This is a genomic window from Pedobacter rhodius (genome assembly GCF_027213645.1).
In the GTDB taxonomy this organism is placed as follows: domain Bacteria; phylum Bacteroidota; class Bacteroidia; order Sphingobacteriales; family Sphingobacteriaceae; genus Pedobacter; species Pedobacter rhodius.
Genome location: NZ_JAPWGL010000003.1, coordinates 672,380 through 685,275 on the forward strand (window position 1 = coordinate 672,380; position 12,896 = coordinate 685,275).

The window sequence follows — 12,896 nt, forward strand, 5'->3', positions numbered from 1 at the left end:
TTGACTAAAAAAACGCATTAATCACCCATAAATATTTTTACTTTTGTAGCAAATCAATTTTAAAGATGGCAAATTTCCAATTAACAAAAGATAACGCAGAAAAAGTTAAAATTAAATTTTTAAGAAAATATCGTGATCTGGTTGCCGAACCTTTAGATTTTACACCAGGAAATGAAGATAAGTTGGTTGAAGATATTATGCGATTGGTTAAACGCGATCGCACTTACGTAGAATTTACACTTCAAAAAGCGCTTGCTGATACCAAAGGCAACAGGCTGTAAGCTTTCTTTTTATTGCTGTTATTCCCGCAAAGGCATACAATGGTTTTAATTTATGCGTTAAAGTCCTTCCAAATGCAATCTTGCAAAGTAGTGATTTTTTTAATGCGTGTTGGACTTAGGTGATCGAACATCTTAACATATCTATTTATACCTTTTTGCACTTTAAGATTCCAGCTTTCGCGAGAATGGCGACTTCAAAACTTAAATCTGCGGTAAAATTGAAGGAATGCCTTTGTTAAATAAACCCGATTGTAATGAAAAAAAGCCCCGATTTTTCATTGGTCTTGTAATGGAAAGCGGGGCTTAATAATCAAAAGAACCACTGAGCGCATATTTCCAGAAATGGAGATAAAAAGGATTCAGATAAAATCTCCCTCTGCTCCCCCAAAGGAGGATCGCATAACAATTAAAAAAATCTTATTATTAAACAGGCAGGGTTTGCATCCTATCTCTCCAGCAGGTAATAGCCAATACCTAAAAACTTTTTCAAAAAGATGTATCCATACGATAGGTATAGGCGGGGTCTTTATGCTAAACGTAACATTAACAGGTTATCATCCATTAAGCAGTCTCACCTGTTTTTAATCTTTATCTCTTTTTGTACATTTACGGTATACAATTCATTAATTAAGCCCCAGGTAAGATCAAATTCTTTCCTGCAGATTTAAAATTAAATAAGGGATGAAAAAATTTAAATATCTAATCGTTGCAGCCATTTCCGGCCTGGCAATTTTATCCTTTTCTTTTAAAGAAGATTTATTCCTGGTTTCTAAAAACCTCGATATTTTTGCTTCGCTATACAAGGAAATCAATATTAATTATGTTGATGAAACCAGTGCGCCCGAGCTCATGAAAACGGGTATCGACGCCATGCTCGAAAGCCTCGATCCCTACACCGAATATGTTCCCGAGTCGGAAATTGAAGATTACAAGCTCAAATACGTAAGTACGCAATATGGGGGCATTGGCGCCGGAACCGTATTAATTGATGGAAAGCTTTTTGTTAATGAAGTGAGCGAAGGCTATGCCGCAAACAAATCGGATGTAAAAGCGGGTGATCAGGTTACAAAGATTAACAATATCGAAGTTAAAGGAAAAGATAGAGCGCAGATTAGCCAATTACTACGCGGGCCAAAAGGAACGCCGGTAGATTTAACCATCATCCGTGATGGCAAGGAAATTTTAAAAAAGATAACCCGTGAAGAAATAAAGCAACCTAATGTTTCGTATTTCGGAATGGTTGGCGATGGCATTGGTTATATCCGTTTGGATAAATTTCTCGAAAATTCTGGCCAGGAGGTTAAAGATGCATTAGTCAGTTTAAACAAAGAAAACCCTAAAGGAATAGTGCTGGATTTGAGAAATAATGGTGGCGGCATTTTACAGGAAGCCGTTAAAATTGTTAACCTGTTTGTCGACAGAGATCAGCTTGTGGTTACCCAAAAAGGTAAAAATGCGGAGAAGACTATTACTTATAAAACACAGGTTCCGCCGATTTCCCCTTCAGTACCATTAGTCGTTTTAGTAAATAATAATTCAGCTTCAGCATCAGAAATTGTTGCCGGCTCCCTACAGGATCTGGACAGGGCAATTGTTATCGGTCAACGCAGTTATGGCAAAGGGCTGGTTCAGCAAACGTTTAACCTTCCATATAACAGCCTGGTTAAGGTTACGGTTGCAAAATACTATACGCCATCAGGCAGGTGCATTCAAAAATTAGATTACGCCCATAAAAATGCCGATGGTGTTGCTGAACGTTTTGCCGATTCAACGATAACCATGTATCAAACCAAAGCCGGCCGGAATGTTTACAGTGGCAATGGTGTATATCCCGATATTGTGGTTGATGCCGTAAAATTAAGTCCTATTACGATTACCATGTTAAATAAAAGCATGTTTTTTAATTATGCTAATCAGTATAAAAAAGAGAAACCATCCATTGCATCAGCTAAAACTTTCCAGATTGCCGATGCAGATTATACCAATTTCGCAAACTCGCTTGCTGATAAAGATTTAAGTTACCAAAGCAGAACCGAAAGATTGCTAACGGAATTGCGCTATGAAGCGGATAAAGAAAATAAAACGGCCGAAGTAAAAGCCGATTTAGAAAACCTGAAAACCAAGTTAATATCGGCCAAAAAGGCTGATTTGGTTAACCACAAGGCCGAAATTAAAAGAGTATTGGAAACCCAGATCATCAGTCGCTATTTCTATGAAAAAGGAAGGATTGAACAAAGCTTTCAATACGATAAAGAATTGGCTGCCGCGAAATCTGTATTCAATAATCAAACTCAGATGCTGGCCATTTTAAAAGGCGATGGCAACTATAAAGTAATTGGTAAACCTGTTAAAGAAACCACCAGCGTAGATTAGTTATTTCAATCCCAAATCATGAAAAATTTTTTACTGTTAGGCTTTATCTCCTTATTATTTTTCAATTTAAAAGCACAGGAATATAAGCCATCCGATTCAAACTTAAAACAAAGAGCATGGTTTTCTGATGCCCGTTTTGGCTTGTTTATTCACTGGGGACCATTTAGTATTCCGGGCAGTGGCGAATGGGTAATGAACGAGCGTAAGCTTACAGTTCATAATTATACAAATTTAAAAGATTTCTTTAATCCAATTGACTTTGATGCTGCGGCTTATGTGCGCCTGGCAAAAAATGTCGGGATGAAGTACATCACATTGATAACCCGCCACCATGATGGTTTTAGCATGTGGGCGACCAAGTATTCGGATTTCAACATCATGAATACGCCTTACAAAAAGGATATTGTAAAAATGATAGCTGATGAATGCCACAAACAAGGCATTCAATTGTACCTCTATTATTCATTACTGGATTGGAGACGTGATGATTATCCCTGGGAAACAGGCAAAACCGGAAAATTTTCGGGTAGAACCGGTAAAAGTGATTATACAAGTTACCTGCAATTCATGAAAAACCAGCTTACGGAACTCTTAACGAATTATGGTGAGATAGGTGGTATCTGGTTCGATGGACATTGGGATCAAACAAATCCGGAAGGTGCTGCCGATCGCTCCTCCAGAATCGATTGGAAATATGGGGAGATTTATAGTCTGATCCATAAACTTCAGCCGCAATGCATGATTGGAAATAACCATCATTTAACACCATTTGCAGGCGAAGACTTTCAAATGTTTGAAAGGGATTTACCCGGCGAAAATACTTCAGGCTTAAGTTTCCAGGAAGCATCAGATAAACTGCCGCTCGAAACCTGCGAAACAATTTCCAATTCATGGGGCTATAACCTTGGCGATACGAGTTATAAGAGTACAAAGAAGCTAATAAACATGCTTGTTAAAGCGAGTAGCTTAGGCGCAAATCTGCTGCTCAATATCGGCCCGATGCCAAGTGGAAAAATCCAGCCGGAATTTCAAAACAGATTGGCCGGAATGGGTGAATGGTTAAACGTTTATGGCGAAAGTATTTATGGTACCAAGGCAGGCTTTATTAAACCGCAATCCTGGGGAAGTATTACTCAAAAAGAAAACAAACTGTATATCCATATTTTAGAGGCAAAAAATGCTTCTGTTTTATTGGCTAAGTTTCCTTTCAAAAAAATTAGCAAAGCCTATCTTTTAAAAGATGGGAAGCCTGTAAAGTATAGCTTAAAGAATTCTTCAGCGGAGATTCAAACGAATTTTTCGAATAATGAAATAGATAATGTAATTGTTTTAGAAGTGGTTAAATAAAATTAACCAATTTTTTATTTCTTGCCAGTTAAGTAAACCGTTTTAGTAATAATTTGCTTTCTTTGTGGCACTTACCAAACAAACACATTATAATGAAAAAATTTTTTACCCTCTTACTGCTATCTTTCTGTTTTTTCGCCAATGCCCAACAACGTTATGAATTAAATTCGGGCTGGCTTTGTGCCAATATTAAAGACGTAAATTCAAACGGCAATCAAATTTCAAATCAAAGCTTTTCGTTAAATAATTGGATTACCGCCACTGTTCCCGGAACGGTATTAACCACTTTGCTGAATAATAAAAAAATTCCTGATCCATTCTATGGAATGAATAACGAGCGAATTGCAGATGTTTATAAAACAGGAAATGATTATTATACCTACTGGTTTGTTAAAGATTTTGACGAAAGAGCAGTGGGTAACGAACAAGTTTGGCTGCAATTCAGAGGCATAAATTATAAAGCCGATATTTTCCTGAATGGAAAAAAGGTTAATCCAAATGTTATTGAAGGGATGCATTTACGCAATCAGTTCAATATTACTAAAATGCTTTCAGCAAATGGTAAAAACAGGTTAGCTGTAATTGTTCACCCTCCGGATGTTGTTGGTAATCCAAACGGTGGCCAGGGTGGCGACGGAACAATTGCCAAAGGTTTAACAACCCAGTATACGGCGGGGTGGGATTGGATTCAGCCAATTCGTGATAGAAATACCGGGATTTGGGATAAAGTGACTATAGAGAAAACGCAAAGCATCAATATTCAAAATCCACATGTTATTACCCTGGTTCCGGGTAAACGTTTAGCTGATGGGAAACAAAAACCCGCTACGGTAAAGGTATCCATTGAGGTTGAAAATCCAACAAATAAAACAGTTGCCGGTACTTTACAATATACGCTTGCCGGACAAACCATTCAGAAACCAGTTAGCATCAGGGCAAATCAAAATATTGAAATTGCTTTTCCCGATTTAACCCTTCAAAATCCAAAATTATGGTGGCCGAGCGGATATGGAGCACAATTTCTGTATGATGCTCAAATAAAGTTTGTCAGCAATGCAACAACTTTAGATCAGGAAAATTTAAAAATTGGTGTTCGCCAGATAGATAACATCTGGAATGATCAAACCAAAAGCATGGGCGTTTATGTAAATGGTCAAAAAATATTTATAAAAGGCGGAAACTGGATTATCTCTGATGCCATGCTTCGTTTTACAGATGCACGTTACGATGCTGAAGTGCGTTATCATAAAGATATGAACCTGAATTTAATCCGGATTTGGGGTGGCGCAATTCTGGAACGACCTGAATTTTACAATGCCTGCGACAAATATGGCCTGCTTGTTTTTCAGGATTTCTGGTTCAGCGGCGATTGCAACGGCCGCTGGATTGACCCCATGAAAAAGGATGATCAATGGACAAGGCGAAAATATCCGGATAACCATAATTTAGTTTTAACGGCAATTGAAGATCAGGTAAAAATGATTAGAAACCATGCTTCTCTCGCATTTTGGTGTGGTGGAAATGAAATTACACCGCCCGAAGATATTCTCCAGCCGCTTAAAAATGATATCCTTCCGCGCCTGGACGGAACAAGGATTCTTTTCGACTTTTCAAACAGTGATGAAATGTCATACAACACAATTGGCGGTAATGGCGATGGGCCTTATGGCATCCAGAATCCACGAAGTTTTTGGGCAAATAAAACTTTCCCGTATAATTCTGAGGTGGGTTCGGTTGGAGTAGGCGATTATGAAACGCTGGAAAAATTTATTCCTGAAAAAAATATGATTGCACCTCAATTTGAGGAAAAACCCGATTCCGTTTGGGACTACCATAAATACATCGGTTATGATGAATACATCAGTCCTTATGGAAAAGCAAAGGACGTAAAAGATTTTGCAATGAAGGCACAATTGGTTAATTATGACCAATACAGGGCTTTAATGGAAGGTTTTTCGTCACACATGTGGGAATGGTATACAGGTTCAATCATTTGGAAAACTCAAAACCCATGGACAGCCTTGCGTGGTCAGATGTACGATTATTATCTCGATCCGAATGCCTGTTTATATGGTTTAAGAAAAGGAAGTGAGCCTTTGCATGTAATGATGAACCCGGTTGATAGTATGGTTAACCTGGTTAATAATGGATTTAAAACCCTGAATAATTTAATGATTCAGGCAAAAGCATACGATATGGATGGTAAGGAATACCTATCTACACAGGTTTTTAATTCTATAGGACCATCATCTGTTCGGAAATTGTTCCCTTTAACCGGATTCTTAAAAAAATTAGATAAAAAAGAAGGCGTATTCGTTTCTCTCCGGATTTTAGATGAAAAACAGCAAATTCTAAGCGATAACTTTTATTGGCTGGCAGGTAAAGATGGAGCGTATAAAGGGCTGCAGAAAATTAAATCGGTTTCACCAACAATTGTTGCCGTTGAAAAAGTAAAAGGAAAAGTTTTAGTTACCTTAAATAACGCTAAAAATAATCCGGTTGCATTTTTTAACAGAATTGCGCTTATCGACGCCGTTTCAGGAAAGCGAATTCTTCCTGCTTTTTATGATGATAATTATGTAAGTGTTCCGCCCGGAGAAAGCAAAACGATAACCGTTGAATATACAGGTAATCAGAAAACAGCTTTAGAAGTTTATGGCTGGAATGTAGAAAGAAAAAGGGTGGAAGTGAATTAAGGCGATCGTCACCCTGAACTTCATTACAGGTTGGTGGCTCACCAACCTGCTAAGTTAAGTTTCGGTTGGTGAGATACCGCAATTGTTCGGAAGCGTTTGAACATCGTCTAATGCCTTAATCAAAATCAATTTATTAAGCTTAAATTTTTAAAAACTATTTAGATTTATATAGAAGGGAAATTGCTTAATTTTCTTAATGCCTCATTGTAGGATTGCTTCATTCCTCGTAGCCGATAACTATCGGATGACGATACTTTTCGAAGCAACTTGCCTTAATCCAATTGCTATAAAACAATAAAGGCGATGCATTTTTTGCATCGCCTTTATTGTTTATATATATGTATTTAACTTACACCGTGAAGTTTAACTTTCAAGCCATCCATAGCATTGCTTAGTTGTAGCTGACAAGCCAGGCGAGAGTTTGGCAATAAATCGGGTAAAGTATCCAGCATTGCATATTCGTCATCCGTCATTTCATTAAGCTTTTCTTCACCTTCCAAAACATCTACACAGCAGGTTGCACACAAAGCCATTCCACCGCAAGTTGCTAAAATATCATACTCTGAAGCCTTTAAAAATTCCATCAAACTTAAGCCCATATCCGTTGGTGCCTCGTGAGATGTAACCGAACCATCCGGTTCTTGCATGTGTATCGTTATGTTGTTTTCCATTTGCTCGTTTATATCGGATGCAAATATAAAATAAACTGCTTAAAATTCTGAAACTCCGTTAACAGTTGTGTATTTCATGGTATATTTAACACCAGGGTTCATGTAAGAATAAGCGCTGTGGCTCATCAAAGCCGCTTCGTGGAAACCACAAAGAATTAATTTTAATTTATTTGTATAAGTGTTGATATCGCCGATGGCATAAATGCCGGGAATATTTGTCGAATAATCGTCCGTATTTACCTCGATTGCGCTTTTGCTGATGTTTAAGTTCCAGTCTTCAATAGGGCCTAATTTAGGGCTTAAACCAAACAAAGGAATCAAATGGTCCGCTTCAACAACAGTTTTTTCCATTGTACGATTTTGAACAATTTCTACTTGTTCTAACTTATCATTTCCGTGTACTGCTTGCAAATTGCTATTTAAAACCAGGTTAATTTTTCCGCTTTCAGCCAGTGCCATCACTTTGGCAACCGAATCAGGTGCACCTCTGAAACTCTCGCTTCTGTGTACTAAAGTTAATTCAGAACAAACTTCCGCTAAATAAATTGTCCAGTCTAAAGCCGAATCACCACCGCCTGCAATAACCATTTTCTGATCGCGGTACTTCTCCGGATCAAGAATCATATAATTTACACCTTTACCATTCTCGAAATTCTCGAGGTTTTCTACAGCAGGTTTACGGGGTTCGAAACAACCTAAGCCACCTGCAATAACAACAACCTTAGCTTCGATAATGGTACCCATATTCGTCGTTAAAACGAAATCAGCTTCACCACGTTTTTCTAAACCTTCGATACGCTCGCCTAACGTAAATGTTGGGTGAAAAGGTTTTGCCTGCTCCATCAGGTTATCGATAAGTTCCTGTGCCAAAACAGACGGATAACCCGGAATATCGTATATCGGTTTTTTAGGGTAAATTTCCGACAGCTGACCGCCAACCTGGGGAAGGTAGTCAATTAAATGGCAACGCATTTTTAATAAACCGGCTTCAAAAATGGCAAATAAACCAACCGGACCAGCGCCTATTACGGCTATATCAGTAGAAATCATTCAAAAAAATTTATGCAAAGTTACAAAATAAACCATTATCAATATTCTTATTTAGAAATATTCCAGATAATTTTGTAAAGCGATTATATTCAGTATTTTATATGTTTAAAGTTAATTTAAAACAAAAGTTAAAAGTTTTTGAGTACTTAAAGCAAATTATAATTGGTCTATAGGTTTAGTAGAAATTGATGCTTGTTGCAGATGATATTTTTCCTTCGGAAAGATTACACTGATTTTTGCACTTTGGTCTTTCCGCTTTGGCCTTTAAGCTTTCCGCTTTAGTCTTTTTCCTTACCTTTGATTTGTACATGAGTAAAAACATTTATTTCGCTTCCGATTTTCATTTAGGCACACCAAACTATGCCGATAGCCGTGCCCGCGAGGAACGCATTGTGAGCTGGCTTAACTTTATAGAACCAACCTGTTCCGAGTTATTCCTAATCGGCGATATTTTTGACTTTTGGTTTGAGTATGAAAAAGTAATTCCTAAAGGATTTATTCGTTTGCAGGGGAAGTTAGCTTCAATGGCAGATTCCGGTATTAAAATCTACTTTTTTAAAGGCAACCACGACATGTGGGTGCGTAATTACTTCACGCAGGAAATTGGTATGCAAATTATCAGTGATGAAATGATTATGGAGCGGGGCGGAAAGAAATTTTATTTGCATCATGGCGATGGTTTGGGTCCCGGCGACAGGAAATATAAATTCTTACGTAAAATTTTCAGAAGCCCGCTTTGTCAATGGTTATTTGCCAGATTACACCCGAATTTAGGAATTGGTATCGCAAGCAGATGGAGCAAAAGCAGCCGGGCAGCGAGTAATCCCGAAGAAGTTTTTTTTGGGATAAACTATGAATGGCTTGCTGTATATTCTAAAAAGATTTTACAAAAAGAGCACTTTGATTATTTCATTTACGGACACAGACATTTGCCGATGGATTTAGATTTGGGTGGCGGAAGCCGTTATGTAAATACCGGCGAATGGTTAAAGTATAATTCTTATGCGGTTTTTGATGGCGTTGACTTGAAACTGGAGTACTATAATCAGCCTGCTACAACAAAGTCGTCATCTCGACCGTAGTGGAGCGATATGTTAAATAAATTACAAGAGTTGCCATTTAATTACATCGGTCTTTATGGCTGTTTTAGGATTTAAATAAGCCTAAATTTTAACTTTTATTTTAAACAAAAATTCAGATTGTTTTGCTTCAATAAAGCAATTGTTGCCCGGCTATAAACCCGATAAAGCGAAAAGCCCGGAGCCCGATGTTTCTTCGGGCGAGGACTTGCAGCGGTAGCGGGGCTTTCGACAGCCATAGTAACAGAACTGTTCATTTCCAAAAAATGAAATTAATTTATCTTTTCCTCTAATTTTCTTGTCTCAAACAAATTCAGCTTTTTTGCTTATTTTTGCGATTCTTATTTTTTGATGAACCAATCGATAAGAAAATCAATTTTTTAATTATATGTTAGATAAATTAGAAGCGATAAAGCAGCGTTGGGAAGATGTAGAAGAACAATTGAGTAACCCTGATGTAATTCAGGATATGAAACGTTTTGCAGCTTTAAACAAAGAATATAAAGATTTAGGCAAGATTGTAGATGAATACAAAATCTACAAAAATGTGATGAGTAATATCGATGCAAACAAGGAGATTTTAACAATTGAAAAAGATCCTGAAATGCGTGATATGGCAAAAGAAGAGCTCGATTTGCTTTTGAAACAACAGGAAGAAATGGAAAGCAATATCCGTTTGATGTTGATTCCTAAAGACCCTGAAGATGCTAAAAATGCTGTGTTTGAAATTCGTGGCGGTACCGGCGGAGATGAAGCTGCATTATTTGCCGGCGATTTATACCGCATGTATACCCGTTATTTTGAAACCAAAGGCTGGCGGGTAGAAACAGTAGATGTTACTGAAGGAACTGCAGGTGGTTATAAAGAGGTTATCTTGAAAGTTAGCGGAGATGATGTTTATGGTCAGCTCAAGTATGAAAGTGGCGTACATCGCGTTCAAAGGGTTCCTGATACAGAAACACAAGGCCGCGTGCATACCTCTGCCGCTTCCGTAGCCGTTTTACCTGAAGCAGAAGAAATAGATTTATATATTAATCCGGCCGATATCGAATTGCAGACCTCACGTTCAGGTGGTGCAGGCGGACAAAACGTTAACAAGGTTGAAACAAAAGTACAGTTAACGCATAAACCGTCGGGCATTGTTGTGGTTTGCCAGCAGGAACGGTCTCAATTGGGTAACCGGGTTATTGCTATGGAGATGCTGCGCAGCAAATTATATGATATTGAATTGCAAAAGAAGAATGGCGATATTGCCGCTAAACGTAAAACAATGGTATCAACCGGCGACCGTTCGGCGAAAATCAGAACTTACAATTATCCTCAAGGGCGGGTAACCGAACACCGTATCGGATTAACGATGTATAACCTTCCAGCCATTATGGATGGCGACATTCAGGAGATCATCGATGCGCTTCAATTTGCAGAAAATGCAGAGAAGATGCAAGAAGGTGCTGTGAGCTAATGACTTATAATTATTTGAAAAAAAAGTTTGCGAATAACGATTTTGTCTCTATATTTGCAACCTCGAAAGGGGAAAGAGGTTTAAACTTTTAAAAAGCAAACAAACGGAGTGGTAGTTCAGCTGGTTAGAATGCCTGCCTGTCACGCAGGAGGTCGCGGGTTCGAGTCCCGTCCATTCCGCAAGAAAAGCCTTAACTTGAAAAAGTTGAGGCTTTTTTGCTTTTACAGCTTATCCAACTTAAAATAGCCAAGGTGAATTTCGTCTTCTGGTAAATCAAAACCCTGCTCTATGGAAATATGGTATTTTTCTTTTAGATGAGCTTCTAAAATATCTTCTACCTTGTAAATATCATCTACATCAATTCCATATTTTTCATCCACATGTGAGTTGGCTCCTTTTATGGAATTCGTTTTAAAGAAAACCGTTTTCTTCGAATCCTGTACCGCATTTGCCCGGTTATCCTGAACAGTTAAAACGATGTAATGCTGTTCTTCGAGTTTACCGGATTGATAACCACCGAGGTTGATAAAAAACAATTTTCTGTCTGATGTATTCTTATTTGCTTCCTTTGGAATAACTTTTACCTGATATCCATTAACATTGTTCACTTCCCGCCAGCCGTCTATATGGATGCTGTTGCCGGCTTCAGGCCAAAATGCTTTAATTTGAGGAACGAGTTCTTTCAAAGAATTTGCAATCCCGAAAAAATAATCGTGCTGTTCTACATTTCTTTTTGGCGCTTTAGAACCTAGTAAAAGCATAAAAAGTTTAGGGCTGTAATTTTCTTGTTCATTTACCATAGCTAATCTCTTAAACCAATATCTTTTTAACAAGTTTTGACAAACAGCCTTAAAAACGTTAATTTTTTTAAACTCATGTAGGATTTACAATTCTACAAAATCAGCGGGACGCATAAATTAAACCGCCACGGAAATACTGATTTTCATAGAAAGGTGCTTAAAGAACCATAATCTGCGTTAACCTGCGAAATCAGCAGAAAAAACACCTTGCCATGAAAACGATATTAAACAATCATAATTTGCGTTTATCTGCAAAATTCGCGAGAACAATAAATAATTATGTTTTTTCTTAACCGTCATCGAAAACCTGTTTATCTAGAAAAATATTATCAAAGTTTAGGAAAAGCCTTAATTATATCTTAAAAACAACCTATTTCTCGAATCCATCTTTGTTTAAAAGGATAGTTACGAATTAATTGAGTGCATCGGCTGTATCAGATTTACTCAATTATAGAATATTTGTGATAACTAAATTAGAGAAGCAGGTTGTTAGCGATTTTTAAATAGTGCCAAAGGTTAATCAAAAACTTTTGAAATTGTCATTAAAATGTAAATTATAATATTTTTTTAAGTGTGATATAATGTTAAAAATTAATTATACACAAGCTTTTGTGTACTTTCGGCGCGAAGAAAAAAAGCTATTAACACAGGTTGTTAATAAAACCAAAGTACACCTAAGCTTGAGCGTATATTTTTCAGCTTAAATGTATTACAAACAAACGATTATCCTCTGGTATTAATATTTCATGAAGCTCCGTAACTGGCGCATTGAAGATTTTATGCTTAGCCTTTGGTTAAACCATAAATGAATTTATGTTTAAAAAAGTTTGTATTTTATCACTCCTGATTCTAATGGGGTTAAATGTAGCTGCACAATTAGCAGCGCCCTCCCCTGTAACAAAAAATAAAAATTCTGTTCCCTTTCGTCATTGGTTTTCTGTTTTGCATGCAGTTATGCTAACCGCCTATGCTCCATTTAATGCCGGGAAGTATTTAAGTAGGTCAGGGTTAGATTTCGAATATGAAGGTTATATTCAAATGCAGTCCAATATTTTAAGGGGCACTGTATCTGCCGCAGCATTTCTCAGCACTCAAATCGATTCCATAAATATTCAATAACGAACGCAATTGCTAAAA

Annotated in this window: 10 protein-coding genes and 1 tRNA gene; 8 read left to right on the forward strand and 3 right to left on the reverse strand. The window is 37.4% G+C overall.

Features of this window, described 5'->3' with window-relative positions; all coding sequences use genetic code 11:
- The first annotated feature begins 65 nt into the window (after nucleotides 1–65).
- The 4 genes from O0931_RS12995 (at nucleotide 66) to O0931_RS13010 (ending at nucleotide 6,697) form a co-directional block, all read left to right on the forward strand.
- Complete coding sequence (locus O0931_RS12995) at nucleotides 66–281, forward strand: hypothetical protein (RefSeq protein WP_269416009.1); 216 nt, start codon at nucleotides 66–68, stop codon at nucleotides 279–281.
- A 681-nt stretch (nucleotides 282–962) separates the two neighbouring features.
- Nucleotides 963–2,654: a S41 family peptidase gene (locus O0931_RS13000; RefSeq protein WP_269416010.1), complete on the forward strand. Its 1,692-nt coding sequence runs from the start codon at nucleotides 963–965 to the stop codon at nucleotides 2,652–2,654.
- A gap of 18 nt (nucleotides 2,655–2,672) precedes the next feature.
- Nucleotides 2,673–4,001, forward strand: coding sequence for an alpha-L-fucosidase (locus tag O0931_RS13005; RefSeq protein ID WP_269416011.1), 1,329 nt, complete (start codon nucleotides 2,673–2,675; stop codon nucleotides 3,999–4,001).
- A gap of 92 nt (nucleotides 4,002–4,093) precedes the next feature.
- A complete protein-coding gene (locus O0931_RS13010) occupies nucleotides 4,094–6,697 on the forward strand; it encodes a glycoside hydrolase family 2 protein (protein ID WP_269416012.1) in 2,604 nt (867 codons plus the stop codon).
- Nucleotides 6,698–7,041: 344 nt separating this feature from the next.
- Here O0931_RS13010 and O0931_RS13015 read toward each other — a convergent pair whose 3' ends face one another.
- The gene (locus O0931_RS13015; RefSeq protein ID WP_269416013.1) at nucleotides 7,042–7,368 is read right to left on the reverse strand and encodes a 2Fe-2S iron-sulfur cluster-binding protein; all 327 of its coding nucleotides are present in this window, start codon (nucleotides 7,366–7,368) and stop codon (nucleotides 7,042–7,044) included.
- Nucleotides 7,369–7,407: 39 nt separating this feature from the next.
- Nucleotides 7,408–8,418, reverse strand: coding sequence for an NAD(P)/FAD-dependent oxidoreductase (locus O0931_RS13020; protein WP_269416014.1), 1,011 nt, complete (start codon nucleotides 8,416–8,418; stop codon nucleotides 7,408–7,410).
- A 308-nt stretch (nucleotides 8,419–8,726) separates the two neighbouring features.
- Here O0931_RS13020 and O0931_RS13025 point away from each other — a divergent pair, with 308 nt between their 5' ends.
- From O0931_RS13025 to O0931_RS13035, 3 genes are all read left to right on the forward strand, one after another.
- A complete protein-coding gene (locus O0931_RS13025; protein ID WP_269416015.1) occupies nucleotides 8,727–9,500 on the forward strand; it encodes a UDP-2,3-diacylglucosamine diphosphatase in 774 nt (257 codons plus the stop codon).
- Nucleotides 9,501–9,885: 385 nt separating this feature from the next.
- On the forward strand, nucleotides 9,886–10,959 hold the full coding sequence (gene prfA / locus O0931_RS13030; protein ID WP_269416016.1) for a peptide chain release factor 1: 1,074 nt from the start codon (nucleotides 9,886–9,888) through the stop codon (nucleotides 10,957–10,959).
- A 105-nt stretch (nucleotides 10,960–11,064) separates the two neighbouring features.
- Nucleotides 11,065–11,138: transfer RNA gene (locus O0931_RS13035), tRNA-Asp, on the forward strand.
- 42 nt (nucleotides 11,139–11,180) lie between these two features.
- On the opposite strand, the gene O0931_RS13040 is transcribed toward O0931_RS13035, so the two are convergent.
- The gene (locus O0931_RS13040) at nucleotides 11,181–11,759 is read right to left on the reverse strand and encodes a DUF1543 domain-containing protein (protein WP_269416017.1); all 579 of its coding nucleotides are present in this window, start codon (nucleotides 11,757–11,759) and stop codon (nucleotides 11,181–11,183) included.
- A gap of 813 nt (nucleotides 11,760–12,572) precedes the next feature.
- Here O0931_RS13040 and O0931_RS13045 point away from each other — a divergent pair.
- The gene (locus O0931_RS13045) at nucleotides 12,573–12,878 is read left to right on the forward strand and encodes a hypothetical protein (RefSeq protein ID WP_269416018.1); all 306 of its coding nucleotides are present in this window, start codon (nucleotides 12,573–12,575) and stop codon (nucleotides 12,876–12,878) included.
- The last annotated feature ends 18 nt before the right edge of the window (nucleotides 12,879–12,896 follow it).